The organism is Paraburkholderia sp. Ac-20340 (genome assembly GCF_017104965.1).
Lineage (GTDB): Bacteria > Pseudomonadota > Gammaproteobacteria > Burkholderiales > Burkholderiaceae > Paraburkholderia.
Window position 1 is genome coordinate 34307 of record NZ_JAAGPR010000004.1, and the last position, 19938, is coordinate 54244.

Annotated in this window: 14 protein-coding genes; 9 read left to right on the forward strand and 5 right to left on the reverse strand. The window is 65.6% G+C overall.

The genetic code is table 11. The features are described from left to right. Nucleotides 1-97: 97 nt before the first annotated feature. The 5 genes from tssA to G3N59_RS07520 are packed head-to-tail and all read right to left on the reverse strand — an operon-like array spanning nt 98 to nt 8067. Nucleotides 98-1186, reverse strand: a complete 1089-nt coding sequence (tssA, locus tag G3N59_RS07500) for a type VI secretion system protein TssA (RefSeq protein WP_205981937.1) — start codon at nt 1184-1186, stop codon at nt 98-100. Next, nucleotides 1183-5073: a type VI secretion system protein gene (locus G3N59_RS07505; protein ID WP_205981938.1), complete on the reverse strand. Its 3891-nt coding sequence runs from the start codon at nt 5071-5073 to the stop codon at nt 1183-1185. The genes tssA and G3N59_RS07505 overlap by 4 nt, the downstream gene beginning before the upstream one ends. Further along, complete coding sequence (locus G3N59_RS07510) at nt 5070-6206, reverse strand: DotU family type IV/VI secretion system protein (RefSeq protein ID WP_205981939.1); 1137 nt, start codon at nt 6204-6206, stop codon at nt 5070-5072. Before G3N59_RS07510 ends, G3N59_RS07505 begins: the two co-directional genes overlap by 4 nt. After that, on the reverse strand, nt 6199-7560 hold the full coding sequence (tssK, locus tag G3N59_RS07515) for a type VI secretion system baseplate subunit TssK (protein WP_205981940.1): 1362 nt from the start codon (nt 7558-7560) through the stop codon (nt 6199-6201). The genes G3N59_RS07510 and tssK overlap by 8 nt, the downstream gene beginning before the upstream one ends. Before the next feature lie 39 nt (nt 7561-7599). Beyond that, nucleotides 7600-8067 (reverse strand): hypothetical protein, encoded by a 468-nt coding sequence (locus G3N59_RS07520; protein WP_205981941.1) that lies wholly within the window; start codon nt 8065-8067, stop codon nt 7600-7602. A 527-nt stretch (nt 8068-8594) separates the two neighbouring features. Between G3N59_RS07520 and tssB the strand changes: the two genes are divergently transcribed. The 9 genes from tssB to G3N59_RS07565 all read left to right on the forward strand — a co-directional run bounded on the left by tssB (nt 8595) and on the right by G3N59_RS07565 (nt 19911). Next, entirely contained in the window at nt 8595-9188 is a 594-nt protein-coding gene (gene tssB / locus G3N59_RS07525) for a type VI secretion system contractile sheath small subunit (protein ID WP_205981942.1), read from the forward strand. A 23-nt stretch (nt 9189-9211) separates the two neighbouring features. Further along, a complete protein-coding gene (gene tssC / locus G3N59_RS07530) occupies nt 9212-10690 on the forward strand; it encodes a type VI secretion system contractile sheath large subunit (RefSeq protein WP_205981943.1) in 1479 nt (492 codons plus the stop codon). 100 nt (nt 10691-10790) lie between these two features. Further along, the gene (locus tag G3N59_RS07535; RefSeq protein WP_205981944.1) at nt 10791-11288 is read left to right on the forward strand and encodes an Hcp family type VI secretion system effector; all 498 of its coding nucleotides are present in this window, start codon (nt 10791-10793) and stop codon (nt 11286-11288) included. A gap of 25 nt (nt 11289-11313) precedes the next feature. Next, the gene (tssE, locus tag G3N59_RS07540) at nt 11314-11796 is read left to right on the forward strand and encodes a type VI secretion system baseplate subunit TssE (protein WP_205981945.1); all 483 of its coding nucleotides are present in this window, start codon (nt 11314-11316) and stop codon (nt 11794-11796) included. Beyond that, entirely contained in the window at nt 11789-13585 is a 1797-nt protein-coding gene (tssF, locus tag G3N59_RS07545) for a type VI secretion system baseplate subunit TssF (RefSeq protein ID WP_205981946.1), read from the forward strand. The genes tssE and tssF overlap by 8 nt, the downstream gene beginning before the upstream one ends. Continuing rightward, nucleotides 13549-14706 carry a type VI secretion system baseplate subunit TssG gene (gene tssG, locus G3N59_RS07550; protein WP_205981947.1) on the forward strand — a complete coding sequence of 386 codons (1158 nt, stop codon included), beginning with the start codon at nt 13549-13551 and terminating at the stop codon, nt 14704-14706. Before tssF ends, tssG begins: the two co-directional genes overlap by 37 nt. A gap of 2 nt (nt 14707-14708) precedes the next feature. Beyond that, entirely contained in the window at nt 14709-17294 is a 2586-nt protein-coding gene (tssH, locus tag G3N59_RS07555) for a type VI secretion system ATPase TssH (protein ID WP_205981948.1), read from the forward strand. A 46-nt stretch (nt 17295-17340) separates the two neighbouring features. After that, a complete protein-coding gene (tssI, locus tag G3N59_RS07560; RefSeq protein WP_205981949.1) occupies nt 17341-19338 on the forward strand; it encodes a type VI secretion system tip protein TssI/VgrG in 1998 nt (665 codons plus the stop codon). Nucleotides 19339-19347: 9 nt separating this feature from the next. Then, a complete protein-coding gene (locus tag G3N59_RS07565) occupies nt 19348-19911 on the forward strand; it encodes a toxin-antitoxin system YwqK family antitoxin (protein WP_205981950.1) in 564 nt (187 codons plus the stop codon). Nucleotides 19912-19938 lie beyond the last annotated feature (27 nt).

A 19938-nucleotide genomic window follows, 5' to 3' on the forward strand; every position in this document is an offset into this window, starting at 1 on the left:
TGTAGGCTTGCTGCTGCTTTTTGTTTTCTGTAGCGGCTTTTAAAACTTGCCGCCGATCGTGCGCGACGCGGATGAGCAGGCAGATGCGGCTCGTCGCTCAACCCTCCTGAGGCAGCAGCCCCAATGCGACACCCAGTGCACGTCCTCGGCCCTCTTCCGTCAGTTGACGCAATAGCTCCGGTAAAGGCATTGCCCCCCATTCGAGCGCACGCTGAATCATGTATGGCACGGGGCTATGCGGCTCATACTGCAGTAGAAATTCGCCGATGATCGCAAGCTGCTGATAAGCGAGTTCGCGTGACTGCAGGCGAGTCGCCATCTGGGGTATTTGACCCTCCACCGTGCCGGCGGTCGTCAGATCGGCCGCGGGAGTGCTGTCGATACCGTTATTCGGGCGATTCATGTCCTGCCATCCTGGATGCATCTGCAACCACTCCCTGATCTGATGTCGTGCGCGGCCTGATACGTCCACGAGCGCATGAAACGAAGGCGCATCGCATTCGAGACTCGACGTCAGCCACGCGTCAAAGCGAAGGGAAATCTCCAATGCCGTTTCGATCGCACGCAGCCGCACCTGCAGCGCCTCAGGCGAGGCCTTGCACACGGCGGCGGTCATCGCGTCGGCCTCGCGCTTGGCTTCCTCGCGCCGCGCAGACGGTACGTCTTTGCGTTCGGCAAGCGCGATCGCCGCACGCTGAGCGCTTTCGTACTGCGCGAGTGTGATCGCGCCAATGTCCCCGCCCTCGCACAAGCCGATACGGCCCGCGAGCAAGCCGGGAAACTGCCCGGCGATCCACGCGATTGGCGCGGCCCGATACTCCCAGTCTCCGTCGCTGGGCAAAGGATGCAGCGTGTCCCAATACCGCTCGCACAACGCCGTTATCAAGCCGACACCCGCAGGCAGCGCGTCCCATCCGAACCGACGCAGCCAGGCCTCGGCCAGCCATGCGGCCACCATCAGATCCTTGCTTTTGCGGGTCAACAGATCAACGCAACGTGCCTCCACGGCAGCCCAGTCCGCGATCTTGAGTTCAGTCTGCCACACGCCCTGCGGTAGCGACGGATCGTCCTCCCGCCTTGCGGCCTTGATCGCCTCGAGCGCCGGGTCGTGCAGCAACGACACGCCGCAAGGCGCGTCACCCGGAATCGGCTGCAACAAGATTTCGATATCGAAGGAGAAACTCATTCCTGCCCCGCAGCGAGATTGAATTGCCGCGCCGGATAGCGCGTCGTGCGCGTTGTCGTCATCGCGCGTGGCTGCATGCCGGGCGCCGTATACGGCAGATCAGGAAAATCGAGCGGCGTCTTGCCGTTGGCGAGGAAGGTCACGCGCATATACATGCGCGCCGTCTGATTCGCGCCATGGCCGTCGTGCACCGGTACGCTCAACTGCATGCGCGAAGCAGAACCGTCCGCGCTCGACACCCCGCCTGCATGCAGGCGCATCAGCCGCAGCAACGCCCAGCTGTCGCCCACGCTCCAGGTTGCCGCGCGCCCGTCGGTCGTCAAGGTCGGCTGCGCGCCGTCCTGCATCGGCTGCCAGGAAGAATTCTTCGCCCAGCGCAGCGTAAGCGCGGCTGGCGTGCCAGGCGACCAGCGCAACGGCGTAGCGTCCGTCGACGGATAGCCCAGCGTCTGCGCGCCGCTCGCAAGCGACCATTCGATCACCTGATCCGCGCCCGACTCTTCGCCGCGATCCACACGCCAGTCCACCGCGACCTGCAAACCCGTATAACGCCCATCCGGCCCACGCGCGACCAGCGCATCGAGCCACGGTTTCGCGTGCGCGAGCGTGTCGAGGAACTGCTGCGCGTCCATCGGCGCGCGCCCCGTGGAGACGGCCGCGCTCATGCCGCGTTGCGCATCGGCGAGACTGGCGTCGAGCATCGCCACGAATGCCGCCGTCTGGCGCAGATCGGCGGCGGGCGCATCGGCATCGGCGGAAAACGGGAAGCGGCCCGCCAGGTTGCGCGCGAAGAACGTGCGCAACTGGTCATAGGCCGTCATGCCCGTGCCGATCTGCAGATGGAAGCAGCGCTCGCGTGCCGACGCCACCAGCCGCTCGCCCGCGCCCGAGACAATGTCTGCGCCATCGGGCACATCCACATGCGCGAGCATTGCACCGCACGTGTTGAGGTCCATCTTGTCGAGCTGATTCGCGACGATGGCGGGCACCGCCACCAGCGCGCTCGCCGGGCTTTTCGCGCGGTATTGCGCAAGATCGGCGTACAGCGCTTTCCAGCGCGCGACGAGCCGCGCGTCGGCGGCGTCGAGCGGCGGGTTCTGGCTCTCGAGCCAGTCGAGCGCGCCGGCCGCACTGCCCGCCGTATCCGCGATCGCGCCGGATTGCGCGTTCAGATACGCACGCAACTCGTCGGGCGAAGCCGCGCCATAGGCCCGCGTCGCGCCGCCCGTGTTGCCGTTCCAGTCGGAGAAGTCGCCGCGCACCGGGCGAAATGGCGCGAGCGTCTGCAGTTGCGCGTCGCCGCTTTTCAGCACGCCGATTGCGGCGTCGCTCACGCGCAGCGCCACGCTCTGCGCGAGATCCGGGCGGCCCAGCGAATCGAAGGCTTCGATCAGGTCGAGCGCGCTCTTGCGCAGCGCGTCGAAGCCCGGCGCCTGGTTGCCGACCGCGAACGACACATCGCGCGGCGCTCCGGATTGCGTCTGCGCCGAGAGCGCCATCACCATGCTGCGTACAGCGGCATTACCGGCCGCCGAAAGCAGCGCGCCGCGCCAGGTTTCGGGCGCCTGCGCGAGCGGCCCGGCAACATACTGGCGATACGCGGGCAGCACAGCGAGCGAGCGCTGCAGCGCGGCGTTATCGACGTTGCGAATTTCCGCCGCGCCGCCTGCCTCCGCCACAAAAGGCTGTCCCAGCAGCGTGCGCAGCGCGTCGCGCAGCGGCAGCAGATCGGCGGCCAGTTGCAGACCGTTCGCCGAATTCGAACTCAACACGCCAGGCAGGTTGCCGCTCGCGAGCCAGCGCGCCGCGAACGCGCTCTGCTCCTGCTGCTCGTGGCCGAGCACCGCCGCAACCGGTGCCGCGCCGATCAGGTTCAGCTGCTTCGCCGTATCGAACATGGCGCTCATGCCCGGCACCAGTTCCTGGCCGCGTGCGCCGGCCCAACCGTGATCGGCGGTATCGACCTGAGCCGCGAGCACGTCGATGTTCGCCGCTAGACCCGACAACACTTCGGGCGTGGGCGTCGCGCCCGGCGCCTTCATGTCGTTGAGCGTCGTCTGGATCTGCGCGGCGTTGGTCGTCAGCGCCGAATCCAGATAGATCTGATCGAACCAGCGGTCGAACGTGTCTTCGAAACACACGCTTGCGCGCTGACGCGCCGCCAGCGCAAGCGGCGCATCGAACGGCAGCTCGCCGCCTTCGCCGCCGGTCTCGCGCACGGCTTCGTCGAGTCCCGCGCGATCGGCCACATGCTCGGGCGAAAACTTCACGCCCACTGCCTCGTGCACGAGTTGCGCGAGCATGATCGCGTTGCCGGAGCCCGCATCGACGAGCGTGTTGTAACGCGCGACGAGCCGCTCGATCTGCGCCGTGTTCGTCACAAGCTGCGTGCCGGCGGCGTAGAGCGGCAGATCCTGCGGACGCCGCACGCCCGCCGCCGCCGTATCGGCGGCCGTCGTGCAGCCAAGCTGACCGAGCCGCGCCACGAGCCGTTCGCGCAGCGGCGTGAAGACGAGGCCGCGCAACACGTGACGCTGGGCATCTTCGAGTCGGCGATGCATCGTGAAGTACGAGAGCGGCATGAAGGGCGTCGAGAGATGCCAGTGCGGCACGCGCACGAAGGTATCGGCGACACTCGCTAACGTGTGCGACGCCGCCGCATCGCCGTGATCCGATTCCCGCCACGCTGCGCGGGCGGTCGTGAGCGTGTCATAGCCGTTGGCCAGCGCACGTGCATCGCCGCGCACCTGCCAACCCGCCACCGCCACGCCGATAAGCCAGCAGCAGCCCAGCACGAGCGCGCCCCAGGTGGCGAAACGATGGCGGCGCATGCGCAGCGCCAGCACGCGCGGAATCGCCTGCACGAGTCCCTGCCCGGGCATCAGCACGTCATGCCAGAGGCACGCGGCGAACGCCGGCACGCCGCGCGTGACGCTGGGCGCGGATTGCGCCACATCGAGCGTGAAAACCGGCGCACTGCCCGTCTGCGGCACCGCGCCCACGCACCAGATGCCACGCAGCGACGGCGCAGTGCCGTCGGCGGCCCCGCGCAAGGCCGGTTCGATCCATTCGCGCAGCGGCTCGCGCAATGCGTTGAGCCGCTGCGGCAAGAGGAATTGATCGGGATCGAGCGCGCCATCGAGCGTGCCGAGTTCCGTAATCGTTGTGGCCAGCGCACGGCGCATCGCGACGAACGCATCGTCGATCCAGCTACGTTCGAAGCTGCGCTTCGGTCCATAGGGCGAGGCCCAGCCGAGCGCCGCGTCGATGCGCGCGCGCTTGAGGCGCTCGCCCAACGCTTCGAAACCCGGCAGCGCGTCGCAACCCGTCACGACGATATAAACCGGCAGCAACTGGCCAAACTGACGCTGCAGGGCGACCAGCGTGCGTGACGCGTCGAGCGCGGCATTGCTGTCGGCGTGCGGGTTGCCGCTTTCGTCGAGCAGCGCGTCATAGGGAATCGCCCAGAGCAGCGCATCGAGCGGACGCCCCGCGCGCGAGCGCAGCAGCGCACGGGTAAGACGCGCCCAGTTGCCGCGCTGGCGTTGCGCCGCCGCGCCGAGTGTGTTGCCGGGCTCGGTAATCAGAATGCCTTCGGCGTCGTGCCAGATACGCCCGAACCAGCCGGGCTCGCCGGAGCCCGAGAGCCGCCAGCCGCGTGCCAGCGCATCGAGCGCAGCCGGCGAGCCGGTCGCGAGCACACGCGGAATCGAATAGATATCGCGCACGCCCATCGCCGCGTGTGCGGCCCGCATCGCCGCGCTGAAGGTTCGTAGCGGCTTGCGCTCGTCACGCGTGCGCCGCCAGCGCAGGATCCCCGCCACCACGAGGCCGACAACCAGCAGCGCGATCAGCGCAAGCAATACGGCGATCAGTGTCGTGGTCACGGTTGCGCTCCCGTGTCTGTGGCAAGCGCTTGCGGGTCTAACGGCGTTTCGACCGAGACGCGCAACGGCATCACGGCGCCGCTGAATACCGTATTGAGCGGCTGTGCCGGATTTCCGCCGGGCGAGATCGGCGATACAGGCGTTGCCGTGCCTCGTGCCGCGCCGCTGCCATGACCGATATTGCCGCTGTTTCCATTGTTTCCGGCGGGCGGCGCAACGCCTGACGCGACTGCGCCGGAGGCGCGCGAGTCCGTCGATTGCGCTTCCGCCACCGATACGCCCTCGAACTGCGCGAGCGCCACGCGCACGGGCGCAGTCTCATACCACCAGATCGCATGAGATGCGCCGAGCAGCGCCGCGCATCCGCCCAGCACCAGCAGCACAAACCGCGCACGGTCGGGAAACATCTGCGTGAGCATGCGTGGTTCGCGCGGCGGCAGCGCCGCTTCGTCAAGCGGCGTTGCAATGCGCGCGGGATCGGGATCGCGCTGCATCGCGAAACCGAACAGCGCATGACGAAGCTGATCGAGGCGCATCGCGCCCGTCTCGCCGCGCAGCTTGCCCTTGAAGCCGAGTTCGAGACACGCGAGATAGACATTCGCGAGATCGCGGCGGCCGGGATCGCGTTGGGCGAGCAGCGTCTCGATGGCATCGGGCACGCGCTCGCCCGCGGAACGCGTTCCGAAGATGCGGGCTTCGAGCGGCTGCGCTTCCCACGCGCTCGCGCCCGGCCAGTCGGAGAACACCAGGAGTTCGTCGAGCAGCGCCACGAACGCGAACTGCGCGGCGGCGATGTCGGCTTCGCCCGCCGCGCCTGTCCATGCCATCGCATCGCGCGCGAGCTTGCGCGTCACAGTCTGGAGTTGCGTGGCCAGCAGATCAGCGATATTGCCGCCCTGCGCGCTGGCGGGCAGCGCATTCGCGATATCGGCCTGCGCATCGTCATGCATGGCTTCGGCGTCATCTGCGCTTTCATTCGCTGCATCGAAGGCCGCAATTTCGTCGACATCGAGCTTCGCGACGGCGAACTGCGCCGCGATGCGCGAGCGAGCGGTCTGCGCCTGCATGAACGCGCCCACGAACGCGCGCGAAAGCGGCGAGCGCTGGATATTGCTGTCGGCGGCTTCAGACAATCCCGGCTCCCGTTTCGGCGCCGTCGGCGGCTTCCTCGACGCGCATGAACAACTGCACAGCCCACGGCGCACGCCCCACTACTGCGCGCAATTCAATACATAAAGGCTGCGTGCGATCGAACCAGTCGTCGTCGAGCGAGACAGCGTAGAGCACGGTATCGTCGCCGGTCGCGTAGGCCGCGCGCTCCTCGCGCGCGAGACGGCGGCGCGCAAGTCCGCGCATGCGCTGGCGCGCGAGCGTGTGCACATACGGACGCGACGCCACGACCGCCTGATCGAGCCACAGATTGGCGTCGTGCTCGGTGGCGTCGCGCGGCATGCGCAGGCCGATCACGACTTCGCGTACCGTCGTGCCCGCGCCATCGAACGGCGGATCGGCCCAGAAGCTGCCGCCCTGTTCGCTGAACGCGCGCACCCGATAACCCTGGCGTATCGTCGACAGCGCCTCGTCGATCCATTCGAGCAGCGGGTCGAACGTCACCAGCAGATCCCGATAGTCGAACGGCGCGAACGCGGGCACGCCGCGCGCGGGCCGCAATGCAGCGAGTGCGCCGCTCATGCCCGCAATCGTCCGATAGAGTTCGAGCGGATGGGCGATGTCCGACGCGGCCATCGCCTCGACTTCCGGCAAACGGCTCCAGATCGCCGCGAGTTGCCGCTCGATCTGCGCGACATCGTCGTGATCTTCTGCGCGTTGCGCGGCCTGCAAACGGCCTGCAAGGAACACGCACTTGTCGCGCGCGCGGCGCAGCATGCGCATCACACGCTGCCCGAGCAGCGAGCCCGCGAGGACGAACGGCCCCGGCGGCATATAGTCGGCGAGCACGACGCCGCCGCCCTGTTGCTTCACGCGCATGAGCGGCAGACGATCGACTTCGTGGCGGCCCAGATCGGTCATCAAATGCAGGCGCGGAAACCACGTCGTAATCGATGCAGGCTCGCCCTTCGACGACAGATCCGGCACATCGTCCGCCTCGCGCTGTGCGAAACGCGCAGCGCCCGCGTCGAGCTTGCCGCCGCGATACAGCGGCGGCACGGCCAGATAGATCGTGACGATTTCATCGGGCGCCTTGAACACCTCGCGCACGTCGATTTCCAGCACCGGGTCGTTGCGCGTGTGACGAATCGCGAGCCCGTCCGCGAGAATCGCCTCCAGCGCACTGATGCGCACCTTGCCTTGCGCGAGTCCGGCCGCTTCGTGGGCGATCGCCAGCACGCCCCAGTAATACGGACGGGCCGCACTCGCGAGCAAGGCGGCATGACCCGCCGCGTGCAGGGCCTGCATCTGGAAGTGTTGCGGCAATAGCGGCATGCCGTCGGACCAGCAAACCGCATCGGGAAACGTAGTGTGCATGTGGAGAATAGGCAGCGGGTGGTCGGCGGGCCAGGGCCGTCAATGCGCGGGCTGGACGCTCAGGTCCTGATCGCCGAGCACGAGCAGCGCGTTCGACGGTCCGGCATCGAGGCGCACGCGATGCGCGCCCGGCGTCTGGTAGCCGGCGAAGATCACGACGCCGGCGGCGCGTTTGCCGCCGAAAGCGAATGGCGCGGGCGCAATCTGCTGCCCCGGCACGACTTCATAGGAAATCACACTGAGATCTTTTGGATGATCGCGCAGCCATTGTTCGCGCTGATCGAACCATTTGGCCGACGGCAAGGCGAGCAAGGCATCGAGAAGCTGAGGGGTACGAACGAGTACGGCATCGACGGCGATCGGCGTATCGATGTTGGCTTCGCTCGTCACGGCGATGGCGAGCGTATCGACATCGACTTTCGGCAAAGCGCTGCCGCATCCCGCCAGCCATGCGCAAAGCGCCAGAACGAGCGGCCAGAAGGCGCTGCGAACCCGGCTTGAATCCATGCGCAAGGAAAACGTGAAATTCACTCGGCGAACCCCATCGATGAGCGAAAAAATGCTTTCGGCCCTATACCCGGCCAGGCCGGGATCCTTGAATCGTTTGTATTTCTAATCGTTATGCATCGCACAGACACGCGTTTCGGTTCGTGCGCCGCGCGTAGTCTACAAGCGCCAATACGCCTCGCGCAATAGCGATTTTTTTATGTGCCTTTGCAATAAAACGTGTTTAAAAATTATGAAACGCTTTCAATTTATGCGCGGTAAATACTGTTTGAGTTTTTTTGTTTACTCGCCTAAATTCCTGTCCGTCTGTCTACCGCGTCCCGCTCAATCGCGCCGAATCCGTCAGCATGACGAAAGGCTTTGCGCGCGGCCCGGCGAATCGCAGCACGAAAATGCGGCCTGAATAACGCAATCAGGTTGCGGGATTCATGTGCGATGTGCTCTTTTTAATTTATTTAGCATGACAGAACGATTCGAATTCATTGCGTCCATTTACGCACCATAACGAAAGAGCCGCCGAGGTGACCATGTCAGACAGCACTCAACACTGGTTCGAACGCAATCGTCCGCCGCGTGTGCAGATCACGTACGACGTCGAAACCGGCAATGCAATCGAAAAGAAGGAACTGCCGCTCGTGGTTGGCGTCATGGCCGATCTTTCGGGCAACAAGACCTTGCCGAAAATGACGGAGCGCCGCTTCGTCGATATCGATCGCGACAATTTCAACGACGTCATGAAATCGATCTCGCCGCGTCTTGCGCTGCAGGTCGACAATACGCTCGCCGCGGACGGCAGCAAGATGAACGTCGAGCTCAATTTCAAGAACATCGACGATTTCGATCCGGTCGCCCTCGTGCAGCAGATCGCACCGCTCAAGCAGCTGTACGACGCCCGTTTGCGCCTGCGCGACCTGCTCACCAAGCTCGACGGCAACGACGAACTCGACAAACTGCTGCAGGACGTCGTGCATAACACGCAGGGGCTCGCTGAGATCCGCGCTGCCCATCCGGGAGAAGCACCTGTGGCGCAATTGCCCTCGCCCGAAGCGAAGCCCGACGCCGCGCCCGGCGCGAATCCCGAGAGCAATCCGGAGCCGTCCGGCGACCAGCCGGCCGCCTGAGCCACCGTCCCAAGGAAAACATCATGTCCGATATCCAGGCTGCCGCCCCTGCGGCGCAGGCGGCACCGCTCACCCTGCTCGACCAGATCGTGCACGAAGGCCGCATGGCCCACGACGAAGAACAGCAGAAGCACGCCCGCGAACTTCTGGCCGAGTTCGCGCTGCAGGTGCTCGACAAGGAAATGACGGTCAGCCGCGACACCGTCGCGGCGATCAACCATCAAATCAAGCTGATCGACGAGCTGATCAGCAAGCAGCTCAACAAGGTCTTGCATCATCCCGATTTCCAGGCGCTCGAATCGTCGTGGCGCGGCCTGCATTATCTGGTGAAGAATTCGGAAACCAGCTCGCGTTTGAAGCTGCGTCTGCTCGATGCCTCGAAAAAAGACCTGCAGAACGATCTGGAAAAAGCGGTCGATGTCGATACGAGCGCGCTCTTCAAGAAGATCTACGAGGAGGAATACGGCACGTTCGGCGGTCATCCGTTCAGCGTGCTGATCGGCGATTACTATTTCACGCGCCAGACGCCTGACATCAGCCTGCTCGAAAAGCTGGCGGCGGTGGCCGCAGCCGCGCACGCGCCGTTCATTTCGGCTGCGCACGCACAGTTGTTCGACATGGCCAGCTTCACGGAACTGGGCGTGCCGCGCGATCTCTCGAAGGTGTTCGAAACCATCGACATGGCGCGCTGGCGTGAATTCCGCAAGAGCGAGGATTCGCGTTATGTAGCGCTCACGCTGCCGCATATCCTGATGCGCCGCCCCTATCATCCGATCAGCAATCCCGTCGAAGGCATGGACTTCGTCGAAGACGTGGACGGCACCGATCATGCGAGATACCTCTGGGGCAATGCGGCCTACGCTCTGGGCCAGCGCGTCACCAACGCGTTCGCGCAGCATAGCTGGTGCGCTGCGATTCGCGGCGTGGAAGGCGGCGGCGCAGTGGAGAAACTGCCCGACCACATCTTCCAGACCGCCGCGGGCGACAAGGCCATGAAGTGCCCGACCGAAGTGGCGATCACCGATCGCCGCGAAAAGGAACTGGACGCGCTCGGTTTCATCGCGCTCGTGCACAAGAAGAACGAAGGGCTTGCCGTGTTCTTCGGCGGCCAGACGGCGAACCGCCCGACCACCTACAACACGGCGGAGGCCAACGCCAACGCGCGCATTTCGGCCATGCTGCCGTACGTGCTCGCGGCTTCGCGTTTCGCGCACTACATCAAGGTGATCATGCGCGACAAGGTCGGCAGCTTCATGACGCGCGACAACGTGCGCGCGTACCTGAACACCTGGATCGCCGATTACGTCCTCGTGAACGATAACGCGCCGCAGGAAATCAAGGCGCAATATCCGCTGCGCGAAGCGCGCATCGACGTGACGGAAGTGCCGGGCAAGCCCGGCGCGTATCGCGCGACGGTGTTCCTGCGCCCGCACTTCCAGCTCGAGGAACTGACCGCTTCGATCCGGCTCGTTGCGAGCCTGCCGCCGCCGGCCGCGGCGTAATCCGCGGGCGGCGCATCCGCCGCCTTGCGCACTCCCCATTGACGACGACGCGCGCCTCATATGGCGCGCGCGCTCACACACGCTTCAGGAGCCCTGAAACATGGATTCGATCATTCTCGATCTCGGCAGCGACATCAAAGGCGAAAGCACGATCGAAGGCTATACCGACAAGATCGAGCTGATGTCGTACAGCCACAATGTCGCGATGCAGGTCACCAACGACGTAAGCAACTCCGAGCGCACCTCGGGCAAGCCGCACGTCGGTGAATTCACCGTGACGAAGTTTATCGACGTGGCCACGCCCACGCTCAACGAATACTGCTGCGGCGGCAAGGCGATCGCCACGGCAACGGTCATCGTGGGCCGCAACGCGGCCGAGAGCGACGGCAAGATCATGCCGTTCATCACCTACACGCTGACCAACGTGATCATCAGCAACGTGAGCGTGTCGGGCGGCGCGGGCGGCAAGCCGGTCGAAACGCTCTCGCTGAATTTCACGAAAATCAAGTGGGAAATGACCACACAGAAGGACGACGGCTCGAAGGAAGGCACCGCCGCCTCCACGTGGGACATGGCCGCCAACAAGCTCGCGAAGTAAGCGCGCGCAATAAGCACGCCGCCCGATGCCGCCACTGCGCCCGCCCGCTTTTGTCGCACCGATGCCGCTGTTCGAGCGTCTCGCCGACGATGCGCCATTCGACGCGCACGAGCGCACGGACGCGATGGCGGCGCGCCTGCTCGACGCCCAGGGCCTGCGCGATTCGGTGCGCGCCGAACTGCTGCGTCTGCTCAACACGCGGCGCGGCCGCAGCAGGCCCGACGCCGTAGACGTCCTGCACTACGGCCTGCCCGACTGGAGCGCGCTGAGCGCGGCGCGCGCGGGCGACCGCAGCACGCTCGAACGTGATGTGGCGCAGGCCATCCGCGCGTTCGAGCCGCGCCTCGCCGCACCGCGCGTGACCATCGAGCCCGACGCCGACGCCCCCTGGCGCCTGTGTCTGCGCATCGGCGGGTTGCTGCGCGGGCATGACGGCGCGCAGCAACCCGCCCGCTTTATCGTGCGTTTCGACGCCGACAGCCACACGCCCGGAATCGTCGATGAATGACTCCATCGATCCGCTGCTGCTCGATTACTACCAGCGCGAATTGACGTATTTGCGGCGCGCGAGCGAAGGTTTCGCCGCGCGCTATCCCAAGATCGCGCGCCGGCTCGAACTCGGTCCGGGCGAATGCGCCGATCCGCACGTCGAACGCCTTATCGAAAGCTTCGCGGTCCTGACCGCGCGTATCCAGCGCACGCTCGACGACGAATACTCGACGCTCACCGACGGGCTGCTCGAACAGCTTTACCCCTATGCATCGCGTCCCGTGCCGTCGATGACGATCGTGCAGTTCGAACCGGATGCGACCCAGGGCAGTCTCGCGAGCGGTTATGCCGTGCCGCGCGCGACGCCGCTCACGCATATCGATGCGAACGGTTACACGATCCACTGGCGCACGGCCATGGACGTCACGCTGTGGCCACTCGCCATCGCCGATGCACAAGTGCTCGACGCCGAGGAAAGCCAGGCGCTGACCGGCGACGCGCGGCTGCAATCCGCGCTGCGCCTGAGCGTGCGTTCAACCGGCGCGGTGGCGCCAGGCGCGCTGCCGATCGAGCGCCTGCGCGTGCGCCTGGCCGGCTCGCCCGTGAACGTCGCCGCGCTCTACGATCTGCTCGCGGCCCACACCGAGGCGCTGTGGCTAATGGACCCCGACGGCCGCGTGCAGCGCCAGCACGGCCGCCCGCAGCCGCTAGGTTTCGAAGAAGAACACGCGCTGCTGCCGCGCGAAGACGGCGCGCATCCGGCCTGCCGTCTGCTGGTCGAATACTTCGCCTTTCCCGAGAAGTTCGCCTTCTTCGATCTGCCGTTCGCCCCGCAAAAGCTGGAGGGCAGCCAGAGCGGCACGGTCGATCTGCTAATCGGCTTCACGGTCGCGCCCGAGGGTCGGCTCACCGTGCAGGCGGAAGATTTCGCACTCGGCTGCGCGCCGGCGATCAATCTGTTCGCCCGCACCTCCGAGCCGGTGCGGCCCGACGCCACGCAACGCGAGCATCGCATCAGCCCAGACGCGCACCGCGAAGCGAGCACGGAAATCTACGCGGTGCGCGCGCTGCGCAGCGTAAGCGGACGCGAAGTCGCGGAGGTGCCGCCCTGGTACGGCGCGCATCACGGCGACGCGTCGAGCGTCTACTGGCACGCGCGCCGCGTGAGCGGCCTGCATGCAAGCCGCCCGGGCAGCGACATGATGCTGACCTTCGTCGATACGCGTTTCGATCCTACCGATGCACCCGCGCGCACGCTGACCGCCGATCTGCTCTGCACCAACCGCGAACTGGCTCAGGCGTTAGAGCCGGGCGCGGTGCTGTCGTTCGAAGTGCCGGGTCCGGTGGCCGCCGTGCGCATTGCCCATCGGCCCACGCGGCAGATTACGGCAACACTCGACGGCAGCTCGCGCTGGCGTCTGATCTCGCAGTTGATGCTCAACCATGTGTCGCTGGTCGAAGGCCCGCACGCCGTACAGACGCTGCGCGAGATGCTGGTGCTGCACAACCTCGGCGCGAGCGCGGCGGCGCAGCGGCAGATCGCGGGCATCCACGCGCTTGCGGGCGAGCCGGTGGTCGCTCATGTCGGCGAGGACCGTTGGCGCGGCTGGCGCAACGGGCTGGGCGTGCGGCTCGAACTGGGACGCGAAGGCTTCGTCGGTGCGAGTCCTGTGCTGTTTTCCGGCGTACTCGCCCACTTCTTCTCGCTCTACGCGAGCGTCAACCGTTTTGTCCAGACCGCGCTCGTGCGCGACGGCAAGGAGATCCATCTATGGCGGCCGATGACGGGCAGCCCGCTCGTACTCTAGCGCAGCAGCTTTATGCGCAGCCGCACGCGTTCGAGTTCGCACAGGCCATACGTCTGCTCGAACTGCTGAGCCCGGATGCGACGCCGCTCGGCACCGGGCTCGATCCGCGCCGCGAAGCGCTGATGCTCAGCGGCACGCTCTCGCCCGTGTTCCCGGCCAGCGCGATCGGACCGCTGCGCGCGCGCGCGCCGCGCTCGCTGGCGCTCGACGACGATGCTGGCGAGCCTCATTGCTCGCCTGATGCCGATTCCCTGCCGCAACTCCAGGTGAACGCGTTCGCGCTGGGCGGCCCGAACGGCCCGCTGCCGGGCGCCTGGCAGGAGTGGATACAGGACCGCCTGCGCCGCAAGGACACCTCGGCGCTCGCCTTCCTCGATCTGTTCCAGCACCGTCTGCTCGCCCTGCTCTATCGCGCCCAGCGCAAGTACCGCAGCGCCGATCCGTATCCGCTTCACTCGCAGCGCGCCGCCGATCCCGTGTTGCGCGCGATCACCGGGCTCGCCTGGTATCGCGACGACGAAACGCCAGCAGGCGAGGCTCAATCCGCCGATAACGACAGTGACTCTGGCAATCACTCCGCGCGCGGCACCCTCCTGCGCGCCGTCCTTGCGCGCGCCGGCATGTTCGCCAACCAGCGGCGCTCGCTCGCGGGCTTCGACGCCATGCTGCGCCATCACTTCGGTATCGATGCGCGCTCGACGCCGTTTGTCGGCGGCTGGCGCACCCTGCCGGCTGCGAGCCGCACGAGGGTCGGCCATGCGGGCCGCAACCGCACGCTGGGCGCGGGGGCGATTGTGGGCACGCGCGTGTGGGACGAACATCGCGGCATCCGCGTGACGATCGGGCCGCTTGCGCGCGCGCAGTATGAAGCGTTCCTGCCAGGCGGCGACTCGCACGGCGCATTCCAGGCGCTAGCCGATGCCTGGTTCGGCGCGGAACTTTACGTGCACGTCGAATTGCGACTCGCGGCGGGGCAACTCGCGCCCGCCCGCCTGTCACGCGCGGCGCCGCCGCGGCTCGGCTGGACCGCCTGGGCGGGCGCGGGCGACACCGCGCCTGCGCGACTCACGCGCCTTGCTCCCGCAGCGGCCGCGCGTTCCGCCAATGCAGCGCCGGGCTGACGATGGATCTCAAGACGCTGATGGCGCGCCTCGAGCGCGAGCCGCGCGACGCACTCGAACGGGCAACGCACCACTGCCTGCGCGAGACGCATTTCATCGTCGAGATCGAGCACTGGCTCGCCGCGCTGCTGGAAACGCCGAATGGCGAACTGGCCGCCGTGCTGCCGCATTTCGGGCTTGAACGCACAGCGCCGATTGCCGAACTGCACAACGCACTCGCCCGCCAGCCGCGCGGCAATCAAGGCACGCCCACGCTCTCGCCCGATCTTCTGGTGTGGCTGCAAGACGCGCTCGTGCAAGCCAATGTGGTCCTGCAACGCCCGAATGTCAGTGCCGCCGTGCTGCTGATCGCCCTGCTCGATAACGATCACCTGCGCGCACGCACGACGCTAGGCGCGCCTTCGCTATTGCGTGTGGCCAGCGCATCGTTGCGCAGCAATCTCGCCGCATGGATACCGGCGAATGCTGCCGATACGCCCGCCTCGCCCGCGAGCGCCGCTCCGTTGCCGGACACGTCCACAGCCGGAACTCCGCGCGCGCAGGCGTCGCCCGCCCGCTCCGTGCTCGATCAGTACACCATCGACCTGACCGGCGAAGCACGCGCGGGACGCATCGACCCGATTGTCGGACGCACCGCTGAAATCCGCCTGGCCGTCGATATCCTGCTGCGGCGGCGACAGAACAATCCGCTGCTGGTGGGCGCGCCCGGCGTGGGCAAGACGGCGATCGTCGAGGGTCTAGCGCTGCGCATCGCGGCGGGCGACGTGCCGCCACCGCTCGCGGGCGTCACGCTGCGCGTGCTCGATCTCGCGCTGCTGCAGGCTGGTGCGAGCGTCAAGGGCGAGTTCGAGCACCGCCTGCGCGCCGTGATCGACGAAGTACGACGCGCGCCCGCGCCGGTGATTCTCTTTATCGACGAAGCGCACACAATGATCGGCGCCGGTGGTGCGGAAGGCGGCAGCGACGCGGCAAACCTGCTCAAACCCGCGCTCGCACGCGGCGAATTGCGCACGATCGCCGCGACTACATGGCTCGAATACAAGAAGTATTTCGAACGCGATCCGGCACTCGCACGGCGGTTCCAGCTCGTGCAGATCGAAGCGCCCGACGAAGCCACTGCCATCGGCATGCTGCGTGCGCTGGCGCCGCGCTTCGAGGCCCATCACGGCGTGACGCTGCTCGACGCTGCGATCGTCGATGCGGTGAAGCTCTCGCATCGATATATTTCGGACCGCAAACTACCTGACAAGGCGATCGCCGTGCTCGACACAGCTTGTGCACGCGTCGCGCTCGCGCAGCACGACGTCCCGGTGCAACTCGAAAGCGCGCGCCAGCGCGAGCGCGCATTGCGCGACGAGCTATTGCGTCTGCGGGCCGAAATGGTGCTGGGCGCGCACCACACGCAGCGTGTCGCCGCGCTCGAAGCGGAACACACGCGCAACGCGGCGCGGGTGCGCGAGCTGGAAACCCGCTGGCATGACGAAGCGGCTGCGGTGCGCGAGATTCTCGCGGTGCGCGCGCGGCTGGCCGCGCATGATGCGCAAGGTGCTTCGCCGCAGGCGTGCGCAGACGAAACTGCCGCCGATGCGCTCGAAGATCTCGCCGCCGAACTCGCACGCCTCGAAAGCGGCCTCGACGCGATCCGCGACGACGATCCCATGGTGCCGGTGTGCGTCGATTCGAAGACCGTGGCTGCGGTCATCGCCGGCTGGACCGGCATCCCGGTAGGCAAAATGCTCGCCGATGAAATGCACGCCGTTCGCACGCTGGAAACGCGGCTCGCGCAGCGCATCGTCGGACAGGACGCGGCGCTCGAGCGCATCGCGCGACGCATACGCGCGTGGCGCGCGGGCCTGGCCGACCCGCAGCGCCCGGTTGGCGTGTTCCTGCTGGTCGGCCCGACTGGCGTGGGCAAAACCGAAACGGCCTATGCGCTCGCCGACGCGCTCTATGGCGGCGAGCGCAATCTCATCGTGATCGATCTCGCGGCCTATCAGGAAGCGCACACGGTTTCGCAGTTGCGCGGCGCACCGCCCGGCTACGTGGGCCACGCGGCAGGCGGCATCCTGACCGAAGCCGTGCGGCGCCGCCCGTACAGCGTCGTGCTGCTCGACGAAATCGAAAAAGCCCACGCCGACGTGCTCGAAGCGTTCTACAACGTATTCGACAAAGGCGTGATGGAAGATGGCACGGGTCTCGTGGTCGATTTCCGCAATACCGTGATTCTGGCGACCAGCAACGTCGGCGCCGAATTGATGCTGAAGACGCCCGCCAGCGCGCTCGCCAGCGAAAGTTTCAACCGCGAGTTGCGCGAAACGTTGCTGCACGCGTTTCGTCCGGCGTTTCTCGCGCGCATGACCGCCGTGCCCTACGTCGCGCTCGACGATCCGGCCGTGCGCATCATCATCGAAAAGAAGCTTGAACAGTTGCGCGTGCGTTATCGCGACGCAACCGGCAAGCAGTTTGCATTCGATGCCGGAATCATCGACGCCGTGCTCGCGCGTTGCCGTGGCTCGGGCGCACGCGAAATCGACAATGTGCTGATGAACGAGCTTGTCGGCACGCTGGCCCAATGGGCGCTGGAATGACCTACGCACACTCGCCGATTTCCTCAACACGCTCTCTTTCCTGCTCATGGACCGACCGACCCTGACCGACACCGATACGCGCATCGAACTGGGCGGCAGTGCCTTCACCGGCCTGTTCGCCGCACAGGTCACGGTGGACGAGCGCATCGGCGCGCCCGCCGAAATAAGCGTACGTGCGCTGGGCGCGATGCCGCCGCCCGCGCCTGGCGGCATGCCCGGTCAGCACGCGACGTTGAAGTTTGCGTGGGGCGAGAACGCGCGTCTTGTCGATGCAGTCTGCACGCGCGCCGCGCAACTGCCCTCCACCGTGGACGCGAGCCATTTTGCATTAACGCTGCGCTCGTGGCTCTGGCTGCTCACACTGGCGCAGAACAACCGCGTGTTCCAGAACAAGACAGCCTCGCAGATCATCGAGGCGGTGTTCGCAGGCCACAGCATGACGGACTACACGTTGTCGCTCACCGGCACGCCCGTCGCGCGCGAATGGTGCGTGCAATACGGTGAAAGCGACTTCGCGTTTGTGAGTCGCCTGTGCGAAGAAGAAGGCTGGTTCTACTTTTTTCGCCATCAGGACGGCGTGCACACGCTCGTGATTGCCGATAACAACGACGCTTTTGCGACGCTGCCTGGCGCAGCCACACTGAGTTGCGCGCCGCTCGCGGGTCACGCTGGCAACTGGCGCGAAAGCGGCCAGATTCTCTATTGCGAAATCGTCGAGCAAACCGCATCCGGAACTTTTTCTCACGGCGATTACGCATGGCAAACGCCTTCCGCGCAACTGTATTCGCAGGCGCAGTCCGTGCAGAACGACCTTGCCGTGTACGAATATCCGGGCCGCTTCGCAACCAGCGACGATGCCTCGACGCTCGCCAAACAACGCGTGGACGCCTTGCGTGCGAGCACGCGCCTGCTCACCGGCGAAAGCGACTGCCGCGCGCTCACGCCGGGCTATCGATTTACGTTGTCGGGCCATGAATCGTCGGACGCGAATATCGAATGGGTTGTGGCCAGCGTCGTGCATGAAGCCGACCACACGAGCTATCGCAACCGCTTTGAAGCCTTTCCAGCTTCGGTCAATTACCGCGCGCCACGCACCACGCGCCGCCCGTTCATGCCGTCACAGACTGCCATTGTCGTCGGCAAAAGCGGCGAGGAATTGTGGACCGACCAGTACGGACGCGTAAAAGTTCAGTTCCATTGGGATCGCGAAGGCAAGCTCGACGAGCAGAGTTCATGCTGGATTCGCGTTGCGCAACCGTGGGCGAGCAAGGGATTCGGCATGCAGTTCATGCCGCGCATCGGCGACGAAGTGGTTGTGAGCTTTATCGACGGCGACGCCGACCGGCCGCTGATCACCAGCAGCGTCTATAACGGTGCGAATCTGCCGCCCTACGCGCTGCCTGACAATCAGACGCAATCTGGCCTGAAAAGCAGTAGCTCGCCGGGCGGCGCAGGTTTCAATGAATTGCGTTTCGAGGACAAGAAAGATAGCGAAGAAGTCTTCCTGCAAGCGCAAAAAAATCTCAACGTCAATGTACTAAACGATGCGAGCGCAACGATTGGACACGACGAAACCCGCACCGTGAAAAATGCGCGCAGCCATACGATCCAGGAAAGCGACGACACGCTCACGATCGAAAAGGGAAATCGCAGCATGACGGTGCAGACCGGCGGCGAAACCATCGACGTAAAAGGCACGCGCACGGTCAAAGCTGGCGGCGATGAAACACGCACGGTAGGCGGCGCGCTCAAGCAAACCGTGACGGGCGATATGACGCTGACGATCGACGGCAATCTCACCATCAAGGTGGGCGGCTCGTTGTCCATTCAAAGCACCGGTTCATATGCGGCGAAAAGCGATGCGTCGATGACGCACCAGGCCGCGACTTCACTGACTAACGAGGCCGGTACTGCACTGACCAACAAGTCGAGCGGCACGCTGTCGAACGAGGCACAAAGCCTGACGAACAAAGGCAGCGTTGAGCAGACCGTGGACGGTGGCGCGATGCTCACCGTCAAGGGCGGCATCGTCAAGCTCAATTGAGGACACGCGATGGAAAAACTCCAGCCGATTACCATTGAACGCGACGATGCACGCGTGGCGGGCACGACGCTTGGCGGCGCATTGCATGGCACCGTGCGCGTGGAGACAGAAGGCCGCATCACGGCGATCCTGCGTTACGAGCGCGGCGTGCTGAACGGCGCAGCGACGTACTTCAATGCGGAAGGCACGCCATCGGCGGAAGTTCATCATCAAGCAGGCAAGCTGGAAGGCAAGGCACGTTTTTACTTTCCCGATGGACGTCTGCAACGCGAGGCGCATTACGCACAAGGTCAGTTGCACGGCACGTGCCGGACGTGGCTCATGGACGGCACCCTGCTTGAAGAGGCTCACTATCGGCACGGCAAATTACAGGGTCTGTTGCAACGCTTTCATCCGAATGGACAGCTTGCGCTGAGGCAGCCGTATGCGAGCGGAAAACCACTCGAACACGCGGAGCGATATAGCGACGATGGCCGCGTTATTGGCGCAAACGGCAAACCGGTGTCGCGCTGGAAGCAATGGTGGGACGGCCAGGCTACGGGCACTGGCCAGCCATCGAATCGGACTGCTTGATGCAGGCGCAATTCAACGGGAGAAATT

What these genes read in the sequence shown, in the direction of transcription:
- tssA (WP_205981937.1), bottom strand. Translation starts at nt 1,186, where the DNA reads ATGAGTTTCTCCTTCGATATCGAAATCTTGTTGCAGCCGATTCCGGGT.
- tssK (WP_205981940.1), bottom strand. Translation starts at nt 7,560, where the DNA reads ATGCACACTACGTTTCCCGATGCGGTTTGCTGGTCCGACGGCATGCCG.
- G3N59_RS07520 (WP_205981941.1), bottom strand. Translation starts at nt 8,067, where the DNA reads ATGGATTCAAGCCGGGTTCGCAGCGCCTTCTGGCCGCTCGTTCTGGCG.
- tssB (WP_205981942.1), top strand. Translation starts at nt 8,595, where the DNA reads ATGTCAGACAGCACTCAACACTGGTTCGAACGCAATCGTCCGCCGCGT.
- tssC (WP_205981943.1), top strand. Translation starts at nt 9,212, where the DNA reads ATGTCCGATATCCAGGCTGCCGCCCCTGCGGCGCAGGCGGCACCGCTC.
- G3N59_RS07535 (WP_205981944.1), top strand. Translation starts at nt 10,791, where the DNA reads ATGGATTCGATCATTCTCGATCTCGGCAGCGACATCAAAGGCGAAAGC.
- tssE (WP_205981945.1), top strand. Translation starts at nt 11,314, where the DNA reads ATGCCGCCACTGCGCCCGCCCGCTTTTGTCGCACCGATGCCGCTGTTC.
- tssF (WP_205981946.1), top strand. Translation starts at nt 11,789, where the DNA reads ATGAATGACTCCATCGATCCGCTGCTGCTCGATTACTACCAGCGCGAA.
- tssG (WP_205981947.1), top strand. Translation starts at nt 13,549, where the DNA reads ATGGCGGCCGATGACGGGCAGCCCGCTCGTACTCTAGCGCAGCAGCTT.
- tssH (WP_205981948.1), top strand. Translation starts at nt 14,709, where the DNA reads ATGGATCTCAAGACGCTGATGGCGCGCCTCGAGCGCGAGCCGCGCGAC.
- tssI (WP_205981949.1), top strand. Translation starts at nt 17,341, where the DNA reads ATGGACCGACCGACCCTGACCGACACCGATACGCGCATCGAACTGGGC.
- G3N59_RS07565 (WP_205981950.1), top strand. Translation starts at nt 19,348, where the DNA reads ATGGAAAAACTCCAGCCGATTACCATTGAACGCGACGATGCACGCGTG.